Origin of the sequence: Novosphingobium sp. SL115, assembly GCF_026672515.1 — a bacterium.
In the GTDB taxonomy this organism is placed as follows: Bacteria; Pseudomonadota; Alphaproteobacteria; order Sphingomonadales; family Sphingomonadaceae; genus Novosphingobium.
The window spans coordinates 1,817,778-1,839,117 of sequence record NZ_JAPPRG010000002.1; the positions used below are offsets into that span (position 1 = coordinate 1,817,778).

General features: G+C 59.9%; 24 protein-coding genes. 11 read left to right on the forward strand and 13 right to left on the reverse strand.

The features are described 5' to 3' along the window. Positions 1–22: 22 nt before the first annotated feature. Positions 23–400, reverse strand: coding sequence for a hypothetical protein (locus tag OVA07_RS10300; protein ID WP_268171335.1), 378 nt, complete (start codon positions 398–400; stop codon positions 23–25). Continuing rightward, positions 390–578 carry a hypothetical protein gene (locus OVA07_RS10305; protein ID WP_268171336.1) on the reverse strand — a complete coding sequence of 63 codons (189 nt, stop codon included), beginning with the start codon at positions 576–578 and terminating at the stop codon, positions 390–392. Before OVA07_RS10305 ends, OVA07_RS10300 begins: the two co-directional genes overlap by 11 nt. Before the next feature lie 117 nt (positions 579–695). Here OVA07_RS10305 and OVA07_RS10310 point away from each other — a divergent pair, with 117 nt between their 5' ends. Continuing rightward, complete coding sequence (locus OVA07_RS10310) at positions 696–1,388, forward strand: S24 family peptidase (protein ID WP_268171337.1); 693 nt, start codon at positions 696–698, stop codon at positions 1,386–1,388. Here OVA07_RS10310 and OVA07_RS10315 read toward each other — a convergent pair. Beyond that, entirely contained in the window at positions 1,385–1,831 is a 447-nt protein-coding gene (locus OVA07_RS10315; protein ID WP_268171338.1) for an acetyltransferase, read from the reverse strand. The two genes, OVA07_RS10310 and OVA07_RS10315, sit on opposite strands and share 4 nt — an antisense overlap. A 65-nt stretch (positions 1,832–1,896) precedes the next feature. Here OVA07_RS10315 and OVA07_RS10320 point away from each other — a divergent pair, with 65 nt between their 5' ends. Then, complete coding sequence (locus OVA07_RS10320; protein WP_268171339.1) at positions 1,897–2,565, forward strand: MBL fold metallo-hydrolase; 669 nt, start codon at positions 1,897–1,899, stop codon at positions 2,563–2,565. A gap of 45 nt (positions 2,566–2,610) precedes the next feature. On the opposite strand, the gene OVA07_RS10325 is transcribed toward OVA07_RS10320, so the two are convergent. After that, positions 2,611–3,000, reverse strand: coding sequence for an MAPEG family protein (locus OVA07_RS10325; protein ID WP_268171340.1), 390 nt, complete (start codon positions 2,998–3,000; stop codon positions 2,611–2,613). A 301-nt stretch (positions 3,001–3,301) separates the two neighbouring features. Here OVA07_RS10325 and rpmF point away from each other — a divergent pair, with 301 nt between their 5' ends. The 5 genes from rpmF (at position 3,302) to OVA07_RS10350 (ending at position 6,419) form a co-directional block, all read left to right on the forward strand. Then, on the forward strand, positions 3,302–3,481 hold the full coding sequence (gene rpmF, locus OVA07_RS10330) for a 50S ribosomal protein L32 (protein ID WP_268171341.1): 180 nt from the start codon (positions 3,302–3,304) through the stop codon (positions 3,479–3,481). A gap of 27 nt (positions 3,482–3,508) precedes the next feature. After that, positions 3,509–4,603 carry a phosphate acyltransferase PlsX gene (plsX, locus tag OVA07_RS10335; RefSeq protein ID WP_268171342.1) on the forward strand — a complete coding sequence of 365 codons (1,095 nt, stop codon included), beginning with the start codon at positions 3,509–3,511 and terminating at the stop codon, positions 4,601–4,603. Then, positions 4,600–5,577 (forward strand): beta-ketoacyl-ACP synthase III, encoded by a 978-nt coding sequence (locus OVA07_RS10340; RefSeq protein ID WP_268171343.1) that lies wholly within the window; start codon positions 4,600–4,602, stop codon positions 5,575–5,577. Before plsX ends, OVA07_RS10340 begins: the two co-directional genes overlap by 4 nt. Before the next feature lie 136 nt (positions 5,578–5,713). Further along, the gene (locus OVA07_RS10345) at positions 5,714–6,010 is read left to right on the forward strand and encodes an integration host factor subunit alpha (RefSeq protein ID WP_268171344.1); all 297 of its coding nucleotides are present in this window, start codon (positions 5,714–5,716) and stop codon (positions 6,008–6,010) included. Positions 6,011–6,014: 4 nt separating this feature from the next. Next, entirely contained in the window at positions 6,015–6,419 is a 405-nt protein-coding gene (locus OVA07_RS10350; RefSeq protein ID WP_268171345.1) for a MerR family transcriptional regulator, read from the forward strand. Between the two features lie 36 nt (positions 6,420–6,455). Here the strand turns inward: OVA07_RS10350 and OVA07_RS10355 are convergent, their stop codons facing one another. Together OVA07_RS10355 and OVA07_RS10360 are read right to left on the reverse strand one after the other, a co-directional pair. Further along, positions 6,456–7,001 carry a SixA phosphatase family protein gene (locus OVA07_RS10355; RefSeq protein ID WP_268171346.1) on the reverse strand — a complete coding sequence of 182 codons (546 nt, stop codon included), beginning with the start codon at positions 6,999–7,001 and terminating at the stop codon, positions 6,456–6,458. Further along, on the reverse strand, positions 6,998–9,718 hold the full coding sequence (locus OVA07_RS10360; protein ID WP_268172678.1) for an ATP-dependent DNA helicase: 2,721 nt from the start codon (positions 9,716–9,718) through the stop codon (positions 6,998–7,000). The genes OVA07_RS10355 and OVA07_RS10360 overlap by 4 nt, the downstream gene beginning before the upstream one ends. 140 nt (positions 9,719–9,858) lie before the next feature. Between OVA07_RS10360 and OVA07_RS10365 the strand changes: the two genes are divergently transcribed. Both OVA07_RS10365 and OVA07_RS10370 read left to right on the forward strand, forming a co-directional pair. Continuing rightward, a complete protein-coding gene (locus OVA07_RS10365; RefSeq protein WP_268171347.1) occupies positions 9,859–10,752 on the forward strand; it encodes a flagellin N-terminal helical domain-containing protein in 894 nt (297 codons plus the stop codon). A gap of 157 nt (positions 10,753–10,909) precedes the next feature. Then, positions 10,910–12,520: a lysine--tRNA ligase gene (locus tag OVA07_RS10370; RefSeq protein WP_268171348.1), complete on the forward strand. Its 1,611-nt coding sequence runs from the start codon at positions 10,910–10,912 to the stop codon at positions 12,518–12,520. A 27-nt stretch (positions 12,521–12,547) separates the two neighbouring features. Here the strand turns inward: OVA07_RS10370 and OVA07_RS10375 are convergent, their stop codons facing one another. From OVA07_RS10375 to OVA07_RS10395, 5 genes are all read right to left on the reverse strand, one after another. After that, on the reverse strand, positions 12,548–13,693 hold the full coding sequence (locus OVA07_RS10375; RefSeq protein ID WP_268171349.1) for a glutathionylspermidine synthase family protein: 1,146 nt from the start codon (positions 13,691–13,693) through the stop codon (positions 12,548–12,550). A 3-nt stretch (positions 13,694–13,696) separates the two neighbouring features. Further along, a complete protein-coding gene (locus tag OVA07_RS10380) occupies positions 13,697–14,098 on the reverse strand; it encodes a hypothetical protein (protein WP_268171350.1) in 402 nt (133 codons plus the stop codon). Between the two features lie 3 nt (positions 14,099–14,101). Next, complete coding sequence (locus OVA07_RS10385; RefSeq protein ID WP_268171351.1) at positions 14,102–14,509, reverse strand: DUF350 domain-containing protein; 408 nt, start codon at positions 14,507–14,509, stop codon at positions 14,102–14,104. Positions 14,510–14,590: 81 nt separating this feature from the next. Beyond that, positions 14,591–16,438 carry a DUF885 domain-containing protein gene (locus OVA07_RS10390; protein ID WP_268171352.1) on the reverse strand — a complete coding sequence of 616 codons (1,848 nt, stop codon included), beginning with the start codon at positions 16,436–16,438 and terminating at the stop codon, positions 14,591–14,593. Next, positions 16,429–17,106, reverse strand: a complete 678-nt coding sequence (locus tag OVA07_RS10395; protein WP_268171353.1) for a prolyl hydroxylase family protein — start codon at positions 17,104–17,106, stop codon at positions 16,429–16,431. The genes OVA07_RS10390 and OVA07_RS10395 overlap by 10 nt, the downstream gene beginning before the upstream one ends. Before the next feature lie 294 nt (positions 17,107–17,400). On the opposite strand from OVA07_RS10395, the gene OVA07_RS10400 reads away from it, so the two are divergent. Continuing rightward, positions 17,401–17,805: a MarR family winged helix-turn-helix transcriptional regulator gene (locus tag OVA07_RS10400; protein ID WP_268171354.1), complete on the forward strand. Its 405-nt coding sequence runs from the start codon at positions 17,401–17,403 to the stop codon at positions 17,803–17,805. A 98-nt stretch (positions 17,806–17,903) separates the two neighbouring features. Here the strand turns inward: OVA07_RS10400 and OVA07_RS10405 are convergent, their stop codons facing one another. Beyond that, a complete protein-coding gene (locus OVA07_RS10405) occupies positions 17,904–18,890 on the reverse strand; it encodes an RcnB family protein (protein ID WP_268171355.1) in 987 nt (328 codons plus the stop codon). Between the two features lie 177 nt (positions 18,891–19,067). Here OVA07_RS10405 and OVA07_RS10410 point away from each other — a divergent pair, with 177 nt between their 5' ends. Next, positions 19,068–19,544, forward strand: a complete 477-nt coding sequence (locus OVA07_RS10410; RefSeq protein WP_268171356.1) for a DUF6265 family protein — start codon at positions 19,068–19,070, stop codon at positions 19,542–19,544. A 24-nt stretch (positions 19,545–19,568) separates the two neighbouring features. Here OVA07_RS10410 and ettA read toward each other — a convergent pair whose 3' ends face one another. After that, on the reverse strand, positions 19,569–21,242 hold the full coding sequence (gene ettA, locus OVA07_RS10415; RefSeq protein WP_268171357.1) for an energy-dependent translational throttle protein EttA: 1,674 nt from the start codon (positions 21,240–21,242) through the stop codon (positions 19,569–19,571). Positions 21,243–21,340 lie beyond the last annotated feature (98 nt).

Genomic DNA, 21,340 nt, shown 5'->3' on the forward strand with positions numbered 1-21,340 from the left:
CGGCTTTCCAGCACATGTGCCGTCAATCTTCGTCCAGCAGCAGGATTTCGCACTCCACTTCCATCAGTGGGGCGGGCAATAATTCGTGATCGACGCGCGTGACTGAAGCATCGGCCACCAGTTGCCCGCGCAGGCCAAATTCATGATCGGGCAGCATGGCGACAAAAGCTTCCCCATCGCTTGTCGCATCGCTGCCGGCAAAGCGCAGGACAACCGCGTGGCGCGCACCTGAAAAGGTGATGCTGGCCCACGGCGTTTCGCGGTGACTGATGATTTTTGCCAAGGGGCCTGCCACCTCGCGCAGGGCACGCAGCAGGCGATCGGTCGGTGCCAGCCGGCGAGGGGGCGGTGTTGTGGTGGCTTCCGACTTGGTTTCGAAGGCGGCAAGATCAAGCAGCATGAGCGGTTCCCTTGAATGTGTTCATGAAATGTTCTACGCGAGTTACCATCGCGGAACGCGGTTCGCGCCCGTTGCGCAGGTCGCCGATCAGCCGCGGATCACGCGCGGCAAGGCGGCCGAATTTGGTTACCGGCATGCCGGTCTGTTCAAGGAACTTTTCGATCTTGCGGATAAGCATTGTCTCTCGATCCTCCGGAACTGAAAACTGCCATACGACTCGAAATAGGATTTTTCCTATGTTGACGTTGAAATCCTACAATGATAGGAAAAGTCCTTCGAAAGTGGAGGAAGGCTGATGGATACCGACAGCGACGCCAATACCCGCTCGCGGCTCGTCGATCTGGCGTCAGGCCGGGGGGTCAGCCTTGCTGCGCTGTCTGCGCTGATCGGGCGCAACACGACGTATCTTCAGCAGTTCGTGCGCAAGGGTAGTCCGCGCAAGCTTGAGGAGAATGACCGGCGTATTTTGGCCGAATTCTTTGGCGTCAGCGAAAACGAGCTGGGCGCGCAAACCCGCAGTGATGCAGTTTTGGCCATGAAGGGGGCGGTGCGGGGTGCAACACCTGCAGTTCGCGCCGCGCTGGCGGAATGGGCGGATATTCCGCGCCTGCCGTTGGGGGCATCGGCTGGGCCGGGCACTATTCCCGCAGAGGAAATTCCCTCTGGACGTCTGCGGTTTTCCAATCGCTGGTTGAAGGCGCAAGGGCTGGTGCCAACGATGCTGTCGGTTATCGAGGTTGAGGGCGACTCGATGGAGCCGACCTTGCGCGATGGCGACGAAATTCTGGTGGATGGCACGCCGCGTCCGTTGCGGGCGGGCATTCACGTGATCCGGCTGGATGATGTGCTGCTGGTCAAACGGCTCGAAACCGGCCCCGGCGGCACCTTGCGCGTCATTTCCGATAACGCTGCCTATCCCGGCCTCGAACGTCCGATGCAGGATGTGGAGATTATCGGCCGTGTCGTTTGGAAGGGCGGTCGGCTTTAGGCACCGCTTTGCGCATACCGCAAATGCACCAGCGGATAGGGACGTCCTTGGCCGTCAAGGGCAGAACGACCCGTCTCGACAAAGCCCATGCGCCTGTAGAACGCCCATGCGCCAGAATTTTGCGCGTTTACATCAACACATAAGCCGGGATTTTCCGCTAGCGCCTGCGCCATCATTATGCGGCCGATGCCTTTGCCGTGGTGCGCCGGGTCAACGAACAGGGCTTCCAGACGGCCCTGGGCCACCAGCATGAAGGCAACTGGGCGGTTATCAGCATCGATGGCCAACGTCAGCGAGGCGTAAGGCAGAAATTCCGCGACTTCATTGCCAATCGCTTCACGGTCTTCGGCTGCCAGGAAGTGGTGCGTGGCATCCACTGCCGCTGCCCAAATTTCCACGGCACGCAAGCCATCAGCGGGTGTTGAAGATCGTAATCGAACCATACGTCACAACTATGCAGCTGCATGCGCCATTGCAATTCGCGAGGCTTGTGGCCAAATCCTTGTCCATGACCCAGCCTGTTGCCGAGCCGCCGTTCAAGGTGGCGATCATCCCCGTCACGCCGCTTGAACAAAACTGCACGCTGGTGTGGTGTACCAAGACGATGAAGGGGGCCTTCATTGATGCCGGAGGCGATCTTGACCGATTGAAACAGGCCATCGAAAAGACCGGTGTGACGATTGAAAAGCTGCTCGTTACCCATGGGCACATCGACCACTGCGGCATGACCGGCATCTTTGCCAAGGAACTAGGTGTGCCGGTGGAAGGTCCGCAGGAAGCGGACCGCTTCTGGATTTCGCGGCTGGACGAAGATGGCCGCCGCTGGGGCATTACGGGTGAGGTGTTCGAACCGAATCGCTGGCTTAACGATGGTGACAAGGTAACGGTCGGCGAAGTGGAACTGGATGTTATCCACTGTCCCGGCCACACGCCTGGCCACGTCATTTTCCATCATGCGCCGTCGCAGGTGGCGATTGTGGGTGACGTCCTGTTCGAAGGTTCCATCGGGCGGACCGATTTCCCGATGGGCAATCATCAGGATCTCATCGATTCGATTATCGGCAAGTTGTGGCCGTTGGGGGATGACGTCACGTTTGTGCCGGGACATGGCCGCACCAGCACGTTTGGGCGCGAACGCCAGACCAATGCTTATGTCAGCGATCAGGCGCTGGCCTGATCGCCGGATCGCGGGGAAGGGTAGACCCCGCCCCGCGCACCCGCTCTACATATCCAGCGCGATGGAAACGGCCCACACACCCAGCCCAAGCTGGGTAAGCATCGTTGTCAGCGTGCCAACACCGCGCAGGGCGCCCAGCGGCCCACCGTCCATGCCGATGCCGTGGGCAACCCGGCCCAGCGTATAGATCGCCGCTGCCCCCATAAGATAAGGGTTGCCATGGCGTGCCAGTTCAATGGCGGCAATCATCACCAGCACGATTGGCGTATTTTCAACGAAGTTGGCCTGCGCGCGCATGCGGCAGATCAGGTCCAGATCACCGCCATCGCCAATGCTGATCTTTTTGGCGGTGCGGATCATGCCGATGCGGATGGAAAGCCAGATGTTGATGGCAGCGGCCGCAGCGACTGCGCAAAGCGTAATGGGCAAAATCATGCCTCTTGTTACTCCCCCGTTATGCGGCCGGTGATATGGTGTGCGGCCCGTTATATGGTGTCTGGCACTTATCTGTTCCGCCGGACCTCACAACTGCTAGCGCGCCCGCGCTTGCAAAGCACCAGAAAATCCGTATAGGCGCGCCTTCGCCCGCGATTTGGCGAATCCCGTTCCTGCTGCGCTTGTCGCTGCGTGCCGGTCCTCTGTCCAACCTGGTTGGTGCCATAGGGCTTGTGCGATGGTTCGGTTTTCCCTATCGCGCCCGCACTAAACGCAAGCAATTTCAGGAACAGGTGCCGAAATGGCCGTCCCCAAAAGAAAGACTTCGCCCTCCCGCCGGGGCATGCGCCGCAGCCACGATGCGCTGTCGCCCGAAGCGTTCCACGAATGCTCGAACTGCGGTGAACTCAAGCGTCCACACATGCTGTGCAATGCTTGCGGTCACTACAACGGTCGCGAAGTCATCGCTGTCGGGCTTTAAGCTCGTAAGCGGGGGGGATTCGGGATCATGAGCCTGCCGCGTATCGCCGTCGATGCGATGGGCGGTGATGAAGGTGTGCGTGTTATGGTTGAGGGTGCGGCGCTTGCCCGCCGTCGCCATGACCGCTTCAATTTCCTGCTCGTCGGGGATGAGGCACGCATCAAGCAGGCGCTTGATAATCACCCGAACCTGCGCGGGGCGTCGGAGATTCTCCACGCCCCCGACATCGTCTCTGGCGATGAAAAGCCCACACAAGCGCTGCGTCGTGCCAAGACCACATCAATGGGTCTTGCCATCAATGCAGTGAAGCAGGGCCATGCCGGTGCTGCGGTCAGTGCGGGCAATACCGGTGCGCTTATGGCCATGGCCAAGCTCGCGCTGCGCACCATGCCGGGCATTGATCGTCCGGCGCTTTCAGCACTTCTGCCGACCCTCGGCGAACATGACCTGGTCATGCTCGATCTTGGCGCGAACACTGATTGCGATGCCCGCAATCTGGTGCAGTTCGCCATTATGGGGGCGGCCTATGCCCGGATCGTCAGCAATCTGGATGCGCCGCGTGTGCGCCTGCTCAACATCGGCACTGAAGAAACCAAGGGCACGGATGCGCTGCGTGATGCGGCCAACCAGCTCAAGGAACTCGCAGGCGATCTGGCGCTGTCGTTCGACGGCTTTACCGAAGCAGACAAGCTTTCGCGCGGTGACGTTGATGTGGTGGTGACCGATGGATTTTCCGGCAATATCGCGCTGAAATCAATGGAAGGAGCGGCGCGTTTCGTGGCCGACTTGTTGCGTCGCAGCTTCTCGTCATCGCTGCGTTCGAAGTTCGGCTTCCTGATTTCGCGTCCGGCTACCGAACTTCTCAAGCACCATCTTGATCCCAACAACCACAACGGCGCGGTCTTCCTCGGCCTCAACGGCATTGTGGTGAAAAGCCATGGCGGCGCTTCTGCGCTGGGGGTGGCCAATGCCGTTGCTGTCACGGCGCGACTGCTGGAGGAAAACCTGACCGAACGCATCGAAGCCGACCTTGCCCGTGTCGGCGCAGAGGCTATTCGCACTTCTGGCCGCAGTGGCGGTCGTGGCAAAGCTGCATCGGTCAATGGCGAGAACGCGGCATGAGCCTGCGTTCCGTCATTCGTGGTAGCGGCTCGGCCCTGCCGCAACGTGCGGTCAGCAATGCTGAAATGGCAACCATGGTCGACACGACCGACGAATGGATCGTCGAACGCACCGGAATCCGCCAGCGTTATCTGGCGGGCGAGGGGGAAACCACTTCGACGCTGGCGACAGAGGCTGCCCGCAAAGCGTTGGCAGCTGCAGGAATTGACGCTGCGCGGGTCGACCTGATCGTGCTGGCCACGGCCACGCCGGACCAGACTTTTCCAGCCACAGCAACGATCGTTCAGCACAATCTGGGCTGTAATGGCGGTATCGCGTTTGATGTTGCTGCAGTGTGTTCTGGCTTTCTTTACGCGCTCGGCACTGCGGATTCGATGATCCGCACGGGTATGGCCAAGTGCGCGCTGGTGATTGGCGCGGAAACCTTCAGCCGCATTCTCGACTGGGAAGACCGCACGACTTGCGTGCTTTTTGGCGACGGTGCCGGCGCTGTCGTCTTGGAAGCGCAGGATGTTGACGCAAGCGATCCGACCGCGCCCGGTATCATCGCAACGCGCCTTCATGCTGACGGGGCGCACAACGAACTGCTTTATGTCGATGGTGGCCCATCTACTACCGGCACTGTCGGAAAGTTGCGGATGAAGGGGCGCGAAGTATTCCGTCACGCCGTGACGAACCTTGCCAATGTTCTGAACGAAGTGTTGGCAGTGTCTGGCCATGAGGCCATCGATATTGATTGGGTGGTGCCCCATCAGGCCAATTTCCGCATCCTTGATGCAACGGCCCGCAAGTTGAGCTTGCCTGCAGAAAAGGTGGTCGTGACGGTTGATCGTCACGCCAACACCAGCGCCGCGTCGGTCCCGCTGGCTTATGATACTGCGGTGCGCGATGGTCGTATCAAAGCCGGTGATCTGGTGATGTTCGAAGCTATGGGCGGTGGTTTTACGTGGGGCGCCTGTCTCGCCCGCGTGTAAATGATCCGATATGATAAGGATCTATCCCTGAGCGATACATCCTTATCCTTTATCCCCAAGGCATTGCATTGCGTTCCGCAGAAATGCCGTTATTCTTGCATCTCTTGACGGACTCTAATTCGGGGGAATGAGGGGGATGCGTTCTGTTGGTACACTGACACGAGCTGATCTTGCGGAGAGCATTAATCGCCGCGTTGGTCTTTCTCGTGCAGATTCGCTGGAAATGGTGGAATCCATTCTGCAGCATATGTGTGAAGCGCTGGCCGATGGTCAGAATGTCAAAATTTCCGGCTTTGGCACGTTCCTGTTGCGGGACAAGGCTGAACGGGTTGGCCGCAATCCCAAAACCGGGATTGAAGTGCCGATTACCCCACGCCGTGTTCTCAGCTTCCGCGCCAGCCAGATGCTGAAAGACCGCATCTGCCAGCAATGATGGCATGAATACACAGATTTTTCCTGATTTTGGGGGCGATAAAGCCCCTGAGGCTTTCCGAACCATCGGAGAAGTGGCGAAGACTCTTGGCATTCGCCAGCATGTCCTGCGCTATTGGGAAGAACAGTTTCCGACGCTCCGTCCGCTTACACGAGCGGGCGGACGTCGGTACTACCGGCCTGATGACGTGGCGCTGATCGTGGAAATCGACCGGCTGCTGAACCAGCAGGGCTATACCATAAAGGGTGCCAAACAGGCGCTACGCGGCCCAAAAGCGGACATTGCGGTTACACAGGACGCGGCTCCTACGCAGCAAGATGCGCTCCAAAAGTCTAAGAGCGCGTTGCCATTTTCGGCAGCATCGCTGCAGGACATTCGTGACCGATTGGCCGCAGCAATCGCGGATTGATTGACCGGCCAACCTACTGAAATGATTGAACTGGCATCAGTCAACCAGCACTGGTCCCAGTGAAGCATCCAGATCGCGTGGTCGCATCAGTTCGACCAGCTTGCCGCAGCCCTCTGTCACATCGCTCCAGCGATCGACTGCCAGTTCCATGACGGCGAAAGTTGCAGTGGGGAACTTCTGTTCCACCACATCGCGCAGGGGGGATGATCCGTCATCGGGCACCAGGTCAAAGATCAGGTCTTCCAAACCCGGATTGTGGCCCACCATCAAGATGCTGGCAGGATCGCCCGAAATTTCCTTCACCAGATCGATCAGCGTGGCCGAACTGGCAAGATAGATCCGCCGGTCCCATTCAACCTTGAAGGTGCAGCCCCAGGCTTTGCTGGCTTCTTCAACAGTTTCGGCAGCGCGCACGGCGGGTGAGGCGATCATCCGGTCAAAACGCCGGGCGGTGGAGCGGATATATTCACCCATGGCGCGCGCGCCGCGCTGGCCGCGCTCATTCAATGGACGGTCAAAATCTCGCGCACGCGCATCGCTCCAGTCCGACTTGGCGTGGCGGAACAGGGCGAGTGTTTTCACAAAATCCTCTCATCGCGCGTTGTTGCAGCGTCCAATCCAGAAACACCCCCGCTGACACTTTGTAAAGCCACATCCAGCGTTACCCGCCGGATCGGTGTGCCTGCCGGGAAGGCGGACAACAGGCGCGATGGGAAGGCAGCGGACAGCACGATGAAGTGCCCTTTGTCACCAGTGCTGCGGATAAGCCGCCCAAAGGCCTGTGCGAGCCGCGCGCGGATAATTCGGTCATCATGCGCCTGCCCGCCGCCTTCGAGCCTGCGCGCGCGGTGCAGGATCGAAGGTTTTGGCCATGGCACCTGTTCCATGACCACCAGCCGCAGTGAATGGCCGGGCACGTCCACTCCATCGCGCAACGCATCGGTGCCCAATAGTGAGGCGCGCGGATCATCGCGGAAAATGTCGACCAGCGTGCCGGTATCGATGGGATCAACATGCTGGGCGAACAGCGGCAATCCGCCACGCGCCAACCGGTCAGCTATCCGTCCATAAACCGCGCGCAACCGGCGGATCGCGGTGAAAAGGCCCAATGCACCGCCCCCTGATGCCTCGATCAATCGTCCATAGGCCGCTGCCAGCGCGGGAATATCGCCTTTGGGAACGTCGGTTACGATCAGCACTTCGGCCTGATTGGCATAGTCGAACGGGCTTTCGGCGGAAAACAGCCGGGGCATGATGTCCAGATGTGGCGCACCGCTGCGGGTGATCGCACTGTCCCAATCGTCACCATCGCGCAGGGTTGCAGACGTCATCATCACGCCGTGGGCCGGGGCCAGCACGGTTTCGGCAAAGGGCTTCATCGGATCAAGGAAATGGCGGTGCAGCCCGACGTCCCATTCGCGCCCGTCAGATCGTTCCACGGCGATCCAATCGACATAATCGGGATCGCCGGGGCCGCCCAGTCGCGCCAGCAGTGCGACCCATCCTGCAATCAGGTCTGACCGCCAGCCTATGGCACTGCGCGCACCTTCGATCCGCGCGCGTGCGGGGCCATCCAGCCAGTCCGGCCCGTCTTCGATCAGTGCTTCCAGCCGCAGCCCCAGCCGCACCAGTGGTTTGCGCAACGCCTCCAGCGCTTCCTGTGCACGACCGGCCACTTCGATGAACGGCCCGTCCAACTGGACGATTTCGGTTTCAAGACCGTAGCCCGCTTCCTGCCCGCCGCTTTCGTCACGGGCATAAGACAGCGCGCGCGCCGCACTCAACAGTTCTTCCAGCGGACCTGAGGGCATGCCTTCCACCACGCGGGCCAGCCAGCCATCGCCGGGCAGGGCTTCGGCGGCTTCGCGCGCCTGCGTGATCGCACGGGCACCTTCCTCGTCATAACTGGCAACGTCGGCCAGTCGCGCCGAAAGCCCGCGCCGCCGCCCGCGTGATTTGCCTTCAGGGCCAATTACCCACCGGCGCAGTTCGATGGTTTCGGCACCCGTCAGCGCGGCGGAAAAAGTGGAATCTGCGGCTTCGAATACGTGATGCCCTTCGTCAAATACCACGCGGGTTGGCCTTTGCGCAGCATCGCGGCCGCGCGCGGCGTTGACCATAACCAGCGCGTGATTGGCAATCACAAGTTCGGCATCGGCAGAAGCCCGCGCGGCGCGTTCGATGAAGCACTTCCGATAATGCGGGCACCCGGCATAGACACATTCGCCGCGCTGGTCGGTCAACGCTGCGATTCCACGCTTGCGAAACAGCGTGCCAAGCCAGCCGGGCAGATCGCCGCCGATCATGTCGCCGTCCTGGCTGTAGGCGGCCCATCGCGCGATCAGTTGCGCTAGAATCGCCGCGCGCCCGGTAAAACCGCCTTGTAGGGCGTCTTCCAAATTCAGCAGGCAGAGATAATTTTCTCGCCCCTTGCGCACGACCACCGGCGGCTTTCCATCCCGTTCAGCGGGGAAGGCGCGGCGGCTTTCACGGCGCAACTGCCGCTGCAGAGCTTTGGTATAAGTTGAAACCCAGACCGTACCGCCAGAGCTTTCCGCCCACAACGAAGCCGGGGCCAGATAGCCGAAGGTCTTGCCGGTGCCTGTGCCCGCCTGCGCCAGCACCACGTGCGGCTGGCGTTGTCCACTACGCGGGGCAAACATGCGGCCGGCTTCGCGCGCATAGTCCTGCTGCGCAGGCCGCGCTTCAGCACCTTCACCGGTCAGCGCTGCCAGTCGCGCGGTGATAGCGGTTTCACCCAGCACAACTTGTGCAGGTTGCGGTCGGTCGGCCGCTTCTTCCCATTCTGGTAGTCGCGAAAACAGCCATCGTTCGGCGCGTTCGGGCTTTTTGATGCGGGGATCAAGCAAAGTGGCCCATGGCCAGCGCATTCGCACCAGCGATTGCAGTGCAGTCCACGCGCCTTCGCGTTCGGACCAGTCATCGCGCTCGCACGTTGCCAGAAGCGCTTCGGCGGCTTCCTGTAACAACAGGGGCACTTTGTCATCGCCTGCAGGTTCATCGAGCCCCAGCGCGTGGGCCAGCCCTTTGGGTGTGGGCACGATGAATCTGGCAGGGTGGATGAAGGCGTAGAGTTCCAGCAGGTCCAGCCCGGAAAGATCGGGATAGCCAAGGCGGCTGGCCACAAGCGGGGCATTTAGCATGAGCAGCGGCGTGTCTGCTGCTGCCACGATCGCATCGCCCTTGCCCACGCCCCGCGTGGAAAATCCGTCGCGCAGCCAGCATCCGCCATGGCTGGCATGGATTGCGGGCAGCGAAAGGGCAGGGCGCTCTGTCACGCATCCGCGATAGAACAGGAATGGAACGTGGGGCAAGCGCGAAGCTGCCCTTAAAACATGCCTGCATCTGTCGTCCTTCAGTTTCAGGAACCAACTTCGGGGCACGTATTCCGGCTCCGACCCATAGTGGAGAATGGGCAATGGCAGTCATCAATACGAACATCAGCGCCGTTCGCGCGACCAATGCTTCAAATTCAGCGGCCAAGATGCTGGGCACAGCAATGGAGCGCCTGTCGACCGGCAAGCGCATCAACGGTGCCAAGGACGATGCGGCAGGGCTTGCGATCACCACCACCATGACCGCACAGATTCGCGGCATGAACCAGGGTGTGCGCAACGCTAACGACGGCATTTCCTTTGCGCAGACCGCCGACGGCGCGCTGAACGAAGTGACTTCGATGCTGCAGCGTATCCGCGAATTGGCGGTTCAGGCCAAATCGGGCACCTATCAGGCGTCAGACCGCGATGCGATGCAATCGGAAGTGGAAAACCTGACCAGCCAGATCAGCGAAGTTCTCACCAAGACGAAGTTCAATGGCAACAACCTGTTCGCGATTGAAACCGCGCCGGTTGCCGCCGATGATCTGCAGTTCACCATCCAGACCGGCGCGGAAACGTCGGACACGGTGACGCTGGTCAGCAAGGCTTTCGACGGCGATGATCTGTTCGGCACGGGCAACGTCGCCTATTCGGCGACGGCCACCCAGTCGCTCAAGGTCAACGATACCGTGGCGGGCGATGGCAGCGGCACCACCAATGCCAGCACGACCATCGATAACGTCGATGCCGCACTTGCTTCGGTCAGCGCCACGCGCGCCGGGTTGGGGGCCGGGCAGAACCGGCTGGAATCGGTGGTCAACAACCTCAACGACAACGTCACCAACCTGTCGGACGCCCGTTCACGCATCATGGACACGGACTATTCGGCGGAAACCACAGCCATGGCCAAGGCGCAGATCCTGTCGCAGGCTTCCACCGCCATGATTGCACAGGCCAATCAGGCCCAGCAGAATGTTCTTTCGCTTCTGAAGTAACCCCTCATCTCCTTCAGAAGCGCCTCCACGGAAAGGCGGGATCGCGGCGGCGCGGTTCCGCCTTTTCGGCATTGCCGCCTGATGTCAGCTGCCCTGAGTCAGGCCGCATCAGCTTTTGCTTGCGAAACCCCGCGCCCCGCGCAAAAGGGCAGGCACTATGACAGACATCATCAAGACCGCCGCACAGACGTCGAAGGCTTGGCCTTTCGAGGAAGCCCGCAAGCTTATCAAGCGGTTCCCCGGCGGAAAACGTGATGCCGACGGCACGCTTGTCCCGGTGCTGTTCGAAACCGGATATGGTCCCAGCGGTTTGCCGCATATCGGCACCTTTCAGGAAGTGCTGCGCACCACGCTGGTCCGTCGCGCTTATGAAGTGCTGACCGGCGGCCATCCCACCCGGCTGGTTGCGTTCTCTGATGACATGGACGGTCTGCGCAAGGTGCCGGACAATGTGCCGAACAAGGCACTGCTTGACGCGCATCTGGGCCACCCGCTCAGCCGCATTCCCGATCCGTTTGAAAAGTTTGAAAGTTTCGCCCACCACAACAACGCCATGCTGCGCGATTTCCTTGATCGCTTTGGCTTCGATTATGAATTCGTGTCCGCATCGGATCGCTATAATTCCGGCGAGTTTGACGATGCGCTGAAGAACGTCCTGCGCCATTTTCAGTCCATTCTGGACATCATGCTGCCCACCTTGCGCGAAGAACGCCGCAAAACCTATTCGCCTGTCCTGCCGGTTTCGCCCACCACGGGCGAGGTGCTGCAGGTTTCGGTGGAAGTGGTCGATGCCGATGCTGGCATCGTTCGCTTTACCGACAGCAACGGCAAAGTGGTCGAACAGTCGATCCTTGGCGGCAAGTCCAAGCTGCAATGGAAGGTCGACTGGGCGATGCGCTGGGTTGCGCTGGGCGTCGATTATGAAATGTGCGGCAAGGATCTGACCGACAGTGTTACGCAGTCGGGCAAGATCGCGCAGGTTCTGGGCGGTCGCCGTCCCGAAGGGCTGATCTACGAACTCTTTCTTGATGAGAAGGGCGAGAAGATCTCCAAGTCTAAGGGCAATGGCCTGACCATTGAGCAGTGGCTGGAATACGGCAGCGAGGAATCGCTGGGCTTCTATCTGTTCCGCGAACCCAAGAGCGCCAAGTCGCTGCATGTCGGTATCATTCCGCGCGCGGTGGATGAATACTGGCAGTTCCGGGAAAAAATTCCCGCTCAACCGATTGAGCAACAGCTCGGCAACCCGGTGTGGCACCTGCTGCGCGCCAACGGGGATTCCGAAGGCGAAGGTGGCGATAAACTCCCTGTCACCTATGGCCTTTTGTTGAACCTTGTCGGTGTGCTGGGCGCACAGGCCACGCGCGAACAGGTCTGGTCCTATCTTGGCAACTATGTCGAGAATGCCGATCCTGCCGCACATCCCGCGCTTGACGGGCTAGTGACCTGCGCGCTCGCCTATAACCGCGATTTCATTGCGCCCACCCTGCAACGCCGCAAGCCCGAAGGGACAGAAGCGCAGGCGCTGGCGGCTCTTGATGAAGAACTGGCGGCAACCAGTGATGATGCGACGGCGGAGCTGTTGCAGAATATCGTCTACGAAATCGGCAAAGACCCGCACTACGGGTTCGAGCAGCTTCGGGACTGGTTCAAGTGTTTGTACGAAACGCTGCTGGGTTCGGCGCAAGGACCGCGCATGGGCAGCTTCATCGCGCTCTATGGCGTTGGCAACACCCGTAAACTGATCGCCGAGGCACTTGGTGAATGAACCGTGTGACTGAACCCTTGGCGGGGTTCAGTCCACGATAATGTGGGGCACGAAGCGCGCGCGGTTGCTGGTAATCAGTCCGTCTTCACGGATGCCCAGTCCCGCCGCTTCGCCGCCCACACACCAGCTTCCCAGCACGGGATAGCCAGCACCGAAATCGCGCAAAGGGTAGCGCTGCTGCCACACTCGTCCCCCTGCCTGATATGCACCGCCGGTGCTGGCAATGACCTGCCCGTCCGCCACCACTTCGATGTTTGCACCTTCGCGCGCCAGTACCGGCTTTGAAACGTAGTCGCCGGTGATGTCTTGCGGATCGAACGATGCGGGCAACAGGTTGGGGTGGCCGGGGGCCATGTCCCACAACATGGCCAACACTGCCTTGTTGCTCCACATCATCTTCCACACCGGCTCAATCCACGCGGTATTGGCCATGTGCGGCACGATCGCCTGCGCGAACTCCTCTGCCGCCAGCCATTCCCACGGATAGAGTTTGAACAGCGCGGTCATCAGGTAATCATCCTGATCCACGATTCGCCCCGCAGCATCGAGGCCGATCTGTTCAACCAGCAACCCGCGCGTTTCCAGCCCGGCCTGTTCGGCAAGGTCGCGCATATAGGTGGTGGTCATGGTGTCTTCGTGTACACTGTCCGCAACATGGGTGAACCACACCCGCCGACCGGGCAGAGCATGAGCCACTTGCTCCCAGCGTTCTATCAAGCGTTCGTGCAGGCTGTTAAGCTGGTCGAACGCGGGAAATACTTCTTCCTTCCAATACCACTGCACGATCGCGGTTTCGAGCAGCGATGTCGGCGTATCGCAGTTGTATTCCAGCAGCTTGGGTTGTCCGGTTCCATCCCACGCCAGATCGAAACGGCCGAAATCCAGCGCGGGGTCTTGTCGGTCCCAGGCATCGCTGACCGCAGCATGATAGTGCGCTGGAATGCCGCAAAGCGACATCAGGCGCTCGTCATTCGCAATCCGGTCCCCCGCCGCGCGATAAAGCCGGTGCAGTTCTTCGGTTGCCGCCTCGATGGTTTCAATCTGGTCCAGCGTGAACTGATAGCATGCCGATTCATCCCAGTAGGGACCGGTGGCATCGCTATGCCACAACAGGCCCAGATCCTTTACCGCTGCCTGCCAATGGTCACGCGGGACAAGCGTTTGACGCTGCATGGATCAGGAATGGCCGCTGCCAAAGAAGCGTCCGCTCGATCCAAAGCCGCCCCGCGAAATCGGTTTTGACCGGATCATGTTGGCCGATGCTGGCGCGCTGGCATATTGCGCGCCCTTGGTGGCAAAATAGCTGCCTTTGAAGCCATAGCGTGGGTCATTCACAGGATCGCCGTAATAGGGCAGGCGACCACCGCGATTGACATAATACCAGAAGTGCGAACCCCCGCCATAGTGGCTGCGGCCGGGGCAATTCTCATCTCTCACCCGCTTGCCGTCCTGATCGACGCAGACGGCAGTGTTGCGATCGGCCACAACGCCGTCGTCCCAGTCATTGCCACCCGAACAAGCCGAAAGGGTGGACAGCGTGGCGGCCATAGCGGTGGTTAGGGCAAGCTGCTTTTTCATCGTTCAGGGCACCATGCACGCGGCCTGAAGGATGCCTGTGCCAAGGCCCATGCCGCCGACGAAAACGCCGGAAGCAACACACCCTTCTGTGATCCTGTCAGATATGGCCCGGAACACGAACCGCGCAATCACGACAAAAACGGCCAGTTGCACCAGCGCGGCAACCACGCTCCACAACAGCATGTCGGCAAGGCTGACCGAATGGCTGATGACCACCGCTACCGGCACGGCAAAGCCAAGGAAGGTGCCGACAAGCTGGGTTGCAGCCGCAGCGTTACCTTGACGGATCAAAGTAAATTCGCGGTGAGGTGTTGCCTGCGCATAAAGGAACAGGAACAGTGCGGCCAGCGCTACGGCTGATGCAAAATAGGCCAGAAAATGCGGCAGGGCCGCCACAAAATAGTCAAGCATTCCGATTACCGCCCCCATGGTCAATGCCAGATAAAGCAGGGACTTGGCATCAGCGCAAGACCATCAGCACAAGTGTCGCCATCACCGGGTTGCTGAGATCCAGCCCCGCACTTTTGCCTCAAGCACAGGCATGGGCAGCGCGCCGCTGCCCAGAACCTGATCGTGGAACTGGCGGATGTCGAAACGCGGCCCCAGTGCCTGTTCTGCCTGTTTGCGCAGCCGTTGAATAGTCAGGGCGCCAATCTTGTAGGCCAGGGCCTGTCCCGGATTGGCAATATAGCGATCGACTTCGGCCTGTGCATCGCTGCGGCCCATGCCCGAATTCGCGAGCATGTATTCCACCGCCTGTTCGCGGCCCCAGCCTTTGGTGTGCAGACCTGTATCCACCACCAGCCGCATCGCCCGCAGCATTTCGTCGTCCAGCGTGCCCCAATGCTGCATCGGGTCTTTGTAAAACCCCATTTCATAGCCCAGCGTTTCGGCATAAAGCGCCCAGCCTTCGATATAGGCAGTGTTGCCGCCAAACCGCTGAAAGTCGGGCAGGCTGGCATTTTCCTGCGCAAGACTGATCTGGAAATGGTGCCCCGGCGCGCCTTCGTGCAGATAGAGCGTGGCGATGCCGGTCAGAAACCGGCTTTTCAGATCATACGTGTTGTAGAAGAATACGCCCGGCTGTTTGCCGTCAGCTGATCCCTGGCCATAGCTGCCGCCAGCTTCGAACCGCGCGCGATAGGCCGGGTAGGGCTGGATTTGCAGCGGGGTGCGCGGCAGATGCACGAAGTATTGCGGCGCCAGCGCGTCGACCTTGCGTCCCATGGCGCGAAACCCTTCGGCCAGTTCCTGTTCGGTGCGCGGGTGATAGCGCGGGTCGGTGCGAATATGGTCGAAGAATGCGCGCAACGGTCCAGTGAACCCCAGTTCAACCTTTACGCCGTCCATCTCGGATTTGATCCGGGCCACTTCGTCAAGGCCCAGATCGTGAACGGCCGCCGGATCAAGATCGAGCGTCGTGTGCAGCTTTGCCAGCAACCGATATAGCCCGATCCCACCGGGCATGGAGGAAAGCCCCACCTGTTCGCGCGCGACGGGGCGATATTCGTCGGCAAGGAAGGCCCGCAACTTGCGATAGGCCGGGTAAATGCTGCCGCGCGTTACCGCCACCAGATCACGACGAAGCGCGGGACGCTGGTCATAGGCAATGCTGGCCGGAAATTGACGCGCAGGAGCAGTAAAGGGCGACTGGCTGATCGGCTGGGCCAGTAGCGCGTCAATCTGGACGATCATGTTGTCCACTGTCAGCCGCGGTTCGGTAACCCCGCCAGCCATGCCTTCGCGGAACCGGTCAATGGCGGAATCGAATACGTGGGGCAGGGCACGATGCCGGGCAACAAGCTTGCGGTAATCCTCAACCGAAGCCAGCGTAGCGCCGCTGTCAGGTGCAGACATTTCCGGGTAGGCGACATGAAAGCCGCCGAAATGGTTGAATGGCTGTGTTCCAATCAGTGCCTGCACATCTGCCGACCATAGCGCCTGTTCACTGCGTTTGGCGGCTTCGAACACGGCGCGGGAAATGCGGTGGCTTTCATCCAGTCCCGCCGGATCGATCCGGGCCAGCGCTGCCAATGTGCGGGCGTTGGCGTCGCGCCGTTGGATGGCCAGATCCGGCGTAAACAGTCTGACAAACTGTTCCGGTGAAACTGGCAGTCCCTGTTCCAGTGCTCCTAATGGATCAAGCTGCATTGCCGCACGGGCGTCTTCGGCAAACAACCGGTCAAGCGCGACGTTGGCCGAGGCCGTGCTTGCAGGCGTTGTGGCATCGATTTGCGCTGATGGAGTCGCAGACGCTATCGCACGCGCGAACGACGCTTGCGGCGCCATCAGCGCCATCGCCAGTGCGGCAAGGCCGATGACGCGGGCGTTCAACACCATGGGCGCGCTCGATACCATCTGGTCAGCACGTACTTGGTGCCGCGCACCACCGGCATGCCGGCATGCATCGCGTTGGGGTTGGGGGTGCCGTCGGGCCTCATGTTGTTCCAGATCAGCAGTGCGCCGGGTTGAGGCGGGATCGACAGGTCGATCCGGGTGAAGTCGGTGGTGCCGCCTTCGTCGACAGTGTTGAGATAGGCCATTGCTGTCCAGCTACGCTGCCCCCCGCGTTTTTGTTCCGAATCCCAGAAGTGTTGCGATGGCAGAAAGTGGTCATAGTGACCGCGAAACTCTTGTCCCGGCGCATAACGCTGCCCCTGAATGGTTTCGCCGAAGGCGGGATCGATACCCATCAGGTCATCGATCCGTCGTTGTAGCATCATTGCAAATGGGTCTGCCGGGTTCACATCGCCACTGTAGCTTGTCCGGCCTGTGGCATCCGTTCCCTTGTAGGTGGGAGAAGGGCGCGCCACGCCATCGACTATGGCCATCAGCCTCTCACACTCGACCTGCGAAAAAAAGTCTGCAACGCCAAAGATTTCCAGCCCGTCGACCGGGATACGATAAACGCCGGGATCGTTGGAAAGGCGAGCGCGGACAATTTCGCCCACGCGCTTCAGTGCTTGTGTTTCCGTCGAGGTGGCTGATTTGCGTCGAAAAAGGGCCATGATCGGAAATGACATGCTTGATCGTCACGGCGACTTCAAGCGCTGTCAATTGATCCAAAGTGGACGCATGCGCTCAAATTTCCCAAGATTTCGCCATTCCTTTCGGTTAACCACGAACTCAGCAAGAAGTTCACGGGGTCGACAATCGGAATGTGCAAGTCGTTTGGCCGCTAAGATGGGGGCGGTCGGATCGAATGCACAATGGGGCCAAGCTAAGCTGGCTGGGCATCTGCCTGACCATTCTGGCGGGTGCTTTCCGTTGACGATCCGGTTGACGATTGGAGGAAGTTTTCGTTGGACGCCATCATTGACCCGGACCAGAAATATTATCGTCTGGCCGTATCGCTTTACGCTCTGCGCAGAAAAAGAGACGCAATAGCAGACAGGCGTGGCCTGTTCGGTGAACCGGGCTGGGATATCCTGCTCGATCTCTTTATTGCTGATCGTCGGCGTACTGAAATTCAGGTTTCCAGTGTGTGCCTTGATGCCGGTGTTCCATCCACCACGATTCTGCGCTGGATTGCCCGCCTTGAAGCGGAGGGCCTCATTTACCGAATCGCCGACAATGCTGATGCCCGTCGCCGCTATGTCAGGCTGACCGATGAAGGTCGGCGAATGATGGCCAGCGTGCTTGATGGCATGGGGAGTCTAGGGAGCAGCACTGGTGGAAGCTCGTCCACCGCAGCCTTTTTCGGCTGACGCGCTTTGTGCGGCAAAGCGTGCACCCTGATATGAAAAGAAAAAGACGAGGCCCTGTTTTGCAGAGCCTCGCCTTTCAGGATTGAAGATGGCTGTTCCTACCAGAAGAAGTCGTAGATTACGTCGACCACTTCACCTGAATAGACATCAACCAGCATCACATCGTCGTAATAGCGCACCCAGCGATACGGACCATATGCGGCTGGCAAGCGGTAGGACCATGGATCGTTGATCCAGTAGTTTCTGCCGTAGAACCCCGAATTCAGGAAAATCCCGATCGAGAAGCGGCTGTAATTGTAACCCCGATATGGCGCGGCGTATCGCGGCATACGGTAGTGGTAGCGATTGCTGTCGCGGTAACCCGACCAGTTGTAGCGCTGGTCGCGCCGCCAGTCATTGCTCCACTGGCGATAGTCTCCACGATAGCTGGAGCGCCGATTGTCGTTGCCCCACCTGCGATTATCGTCTCGGCGGGCATTGTCGCGCTGCCAACTGTCGCGCTGCTGCCAGGATTCGCGGCGGTTATCATCATTGCGCCAATTGTTATTGTCGCGACGCGCATCATTGCTCCAGCTCGGTACGCGATCGCGGTTCACGGTATTGCGTTCCTGCGTTCGTGGCGAAGTCTGGTTCCAGCGATTGCCGTCCCACCCACGCTGCGGCGTTGCACCTGCCCGATCGCGCTGGCTCTGGTCCCCCCGGTCCTGCTGGGTCCGGTATTGCTGGGCACGGTCTTGTGGAGATGGTGCCGGTTGGCCGACGGCCTGCTGCTGGCCGCCGTTACGCCCCTGCCACGACGGCGCGCCGCTGCTCCGGTCGGGGCGCGCGGTAGGCTGGCTCTGGCTCCAGGACGGACGCGATTGTGCCTGAGCCTGTGGCCGGATTTGCGCCTCCGTCCGGGCTTGCGGCTGGGCACGCTGTTCGCTGCGCGCCGATCCACCACCCCGTTGTTCCTGCCATCTGCCCTGGCTGCGTTCGACTCCGCCGGGGGGCTGGGCCTGTGCGGACGCAGGCAGCGCCGCTACGGATAGCGCAACGGCAAGCGCCGTGAACGCAGTGCTGGTGAAGATTGACTTGCCGGACATCTTGGCCGACCCTTTCCCGATCAATTGAGCCGCAAGAACGCTCGCGGCTTCGATGGATTGGAAATAGCTGATTCGCGCTGTCACATGGCTGAACCAGAGTGAATACCTCTCGTTCATGTTTGTCCGCGATATTCTGAACGATTTTGTCAGTTTAAGATTGAATTCAAAGGATGTCCGATGAAATCTGTGGTCTTCGCCATCGCTGCCGCATTCATGCTTCCCCACCCCGCGCAGGCCGCGCCGGCTGTTAATCTGCAGACGCTGTCGTGGCTGGAGGGATCGTGGGAAGGCGAAGGGATCGAAGGTGCGCCTGCGCTTGAAGCCTATGCTCCTGCGGCAGGCGGGCAGATGGTTGGCCACTTCCGCCAGTTGAACAAAGATGGCTCGGTGATGTTTTACGAGATCATCACCATCGTCGAGGATGCAGGATCACTGGCTTACCGGCTCAAACACTTCAACGCCGATCTGACCGGCTGGGAAGAGAAGGACAAGGTTGCCGTTTTCCCGCTGAGTGCTGCAGGCAAGGATCGCTGGGATTTTTCCGGGCTGGTCTATGAACGTACCGGGCGGGACAGCATGACCGCCACCGTCACGATTAACGAAGGCGGGAAAGAAGAAACGCTGGTGTTCCGCTTCCGCCGCAAGGGGCGGTAAGCGGAACACCAAATCCGCTGAAAATCAGCGCGTCAGCTTCTTGTAGGCAAGCGCGGTCGGCCGGTCGGCCGCATCGCCCAGGCGGCGGCGCTTGTCTTCTTCATAGGCCGCGAAGTTGCCTTCGAACCATTCGACGTGACTGTTGCCTTCGAACGCCAGAATATGCGTGGCCAGACGGTCAAGGAAGAAGCGGTCGTGCGAAATCACCACGGCGCAGCCCGCGAAGTTTTCGATCGCGTCTTCCAGCGCGCTCAGCGTTTCCACGTCAAGGTCGTTGGTCGGTTCGTCGAGCAGCAGGACGTTGCCGCCCAGCTTCAGCATCTTGGCCATGTGCACGCGGTTGCGTTCACCGCCCGAAAGCTTGCCGACGTTCTTCTGCTGGTCTGCACCCTTGAAGTTGAACGCCCCCACATAGGCGCGGGTCGACATATCCTGCTTGTTGACAGTCATGTAGTCCAGCCCGTCCGAGATTTCCTCCCAGACGTTGTTCTTGGGGTTCAGCGCATCGCGGCTCTGGTCGACATAGCCGAGGTGGACAGTGCTGCCGATTTCCACGGTGCCGCTGTCCGGCGTTTCCTTGCCGGTCAGGATCTTGAACAACGTGGACTTACCCGCACCGTTCGGGCCGATCACGCCGACAATGCCGCCGGGCGGCAGCATGAACGACAGGTCTTCGAACAGCAGCTTGTCGCCATAGGCCTTCGAGATGTTCTTCACCTCGATCACCTTGCCACCAAGGCGTTCGGGCACCTGAATGACGATCTGGGCCTTGCCGATGGGGCGGTTATCCTGCGCGTTCTGCAGTTCTTCAAACTTGCGGATACGCGCCTTGCTCTTGGTCTGGCGCGCTGCAGGCGTCTGCCTGATCCATTCAAGCTCGCGGGTAAGCGCCTTCTTCTTGCCGCTTTCCTCGCGATCTTCCTGTTCAAGGCGCTTGGCCTTCTTTTCCAGGTAGGTCGAATAGTTGCCTTCGTAGGGGAAGTATTTCCCACGGTCCAGTTCGAGGATCCAGCCGACCACGTTATCAAGGAAATAACGGTCGTGGGTGATCATCAGTACCGCGCCGGCATAGTCCTTGAGATGGTTTTCCAGCCATTCGACGGATTCAGCGTCGAGGTGGTTGGTTGGCTCGTCGAGCAGCAGGATCGACGGTTTCTGGATCAGCAGGCGGGTCAGCGCGATGCGGCGCTTTTCACCGCCCGATAGGCTGTCCACGGCCCAGTCGCCCGGTGGGCAGCGAAGCGCTTCCATGGCGATTTCAAGCTGGTTGTCCAGCGTCCAGCCATCAACCGCATCGATCTTGTCCTGAAGTTCTGCCATTTCGGCGCCCAGCGCATCGAAATCGGCGTCTTCTTCTGCCATTTCCATGCCGATCTGATTGAAACGTTCAACCATGTCGGCAGTTTCGCGGGCGCCGTCCTTGACGTTTTCAAGAACAGTCTTGGTCGGGTCGAGTTGCGGTTCCTGTTCAAGGTAGCCAACAGTGATGTTTTCGCCCGGCCATGCCTCGCCGGTGAAATCCTTGTCGATACCGGCCATGATCTTGATAAGTGTCGATTTACCGGCGCCGTTCGGGCCAACGATACCGATCTTCGAGCCTTGATAAAACTGCAGGTTGATATCGTTCAACACCGGCTTTTGCGCGCCGGGGAAGGTTTTCGTCATGTTCTTCATGACGTAGGCGTACTGGGCAGCCATATCTGGTCCTTGATGGAATGGCGTGAAAAGTTGCGCTGCCTCTATCCGAGCCGAACCGCGCGGGCAAGCGGCGCATATGCAACCGGAGGAACGAAGCT

What these genes read in the sequence shown, in the direction of transcription:
- OVA07_RS10300 (WP_268171335.1), bottom strand. Translation starts at nt 400, where the DNA reads ATGCTGCTTGATCTTGCCGCCTTCGAAACCAAGTCGGAAGCCACCACA.
- OVA07_RS10305 (WP_268171336.1), bottom strand. Translation starts at nt 578, where the DNA reads ATGCTTATCCGCAAGATCGAAAAGTTCCTTGAACAGACCGGCATGCCG.
- OVA07_RS10310 (WP_268171337.1), top strand. Translation starts at nt 696, where the DNA reads ATGGATACCGACAGCGACGCCAATACCCGCTCGCGGCTCGTCGATCTG.
- OVA07_RS10315 (WP_268171338.1), bottom strand. Translation starts at nt 1,831, where the DNA reads ATGGTTCGATTACGATCTTCAACACCCGCTGATGGCTTGCGTGCCGTG.
- OVA07_RS10320 (WP_268171339.1), top strand. Translation starts at nt 1,897, where the DNA reads ATGACCCAGCCTGTTGCCGAGCCGCCGTTCAAGGTGGCGATCATCCCC.
- OVA07_RS10325 (WP_268171340.1), bottom strand. Translation starts at nt 3,000, where the DNA reads ATGATTTTGCCCATTACGCTTTGCGCAGTCGCTGCGGCCGCTGCCATC.
- rpmF (WP_268171341.1), top strand. Translation starts at nt 3,302, where the DNA reads ATGGCCGTCCCCAAAAGAAAGACTTCGCCCTCCCGCCGGGGCATGCGC.
- plsX (WP_268171342.1), top strand. Translation starts at nt 3,509, where the DNA reads ATGAGCCTGCCGCGTATCGCCGTCGATGCGATGGGCGGTGATGAAGGT.
- OVA07_RS10340 (WP_268171343.1), top strand. Translation starts at nt 4,600, where the DNA reads ATGAGCCTGCGTTCCGTCATTCGTGGTAGCGGCTCGGCCCTGCCGCAA.
- OVA07_RS10345 (WP_268171344.1), top strand. Translation starts at nt 5,714, where the DNA reads ATGCGTTCTGTTGGTACACTGACACGAGCTGATCTTGCGGAGAGCATT.
- OVA07_RS10350 (WP_268171345.1), top strand. Translation starts at nt 6,015, where the DNA reads ATGAATACACAGATTTTTCCTGATTTTGGGGGCGATAAAGCCCCTGAG.
- OVA07_RS10365 (WP_268171347.1), top strand. Translation starts at nt 9,859, where the DNA reads ATGGCAGTCATCAATACGAACATCAGCGCCGTTCGCGCGACCAATGCT.
- OVA07_RS10370 (WP_268171348.1), top strand. Translation starts at nt 10,910, where the DNA reads ATGACAGACATCATCAAGACCGCCGCACAGACGTCGAAGGCTTGGCCT.
- OVA07_RS10375 (WP_268171349.1), bottom strand. Translation starts at nt 13,693, where the DNA reads ATGCAGCGTCAAACGCTTGTCCCGCGTGACCATTGGCAGGCAGCGGTA.
- OVA07_RS10380 (WP_268171350.1), bottom strand. Translation starts at nt 14,098, where the DNA reads ATGAAAAAGCAGCTTGCCCTAACCACCGCTATGGCCGCCACGCTGTCC.
- OVA07_RS10385 (WP_268171351.1), bottom strand. Translation starts at nt 14,509, where the DNA reads ATGCTTGACTATTTTGTGGCGGCCCTGCCGCATTTTCTGGCCTATTTT.
- OVA07_RS10390 (WP_268171352.1), bottom strand. Translation starts at nt 16,438, where the DNA reads ATGGTGTTGAACGCCCGCGTCATCGGCCTTGCCGCACTGGCGATGGCG.
- OVA07_RS10395 (WP_268171353.1), bottom strand. Translation starts at nt 17,106, where the DNA reads ATGGCCCTTTTTCGACGCAAATCAGCCACCTCGACGGAAACACAAGCA.
- OVA07_RS10405 (WP_268171355.1), bottom strand. Translation starts at nt 18,890, where the DNA reads ATGTCCGGCAAGTCAATCTTCACCAGCACTGCGTTCACGGCGCTTGCC.
- OVA07_RS10410 (WP_268171356.1), top strand. Translation starts at nt 19,068, where the DNA reads ATGAAATCTGTGGTCTTCGCCATCGCTGCCGCATTCATGCTTCCCCAC.
- ettA (WP_268171357.1), bottom strand. Translation starts at nt 21,242, where the DNA reads ATGGCTGCCCAGTACGCCTACGTCATGAAGAACATGACGAAAACCTTC.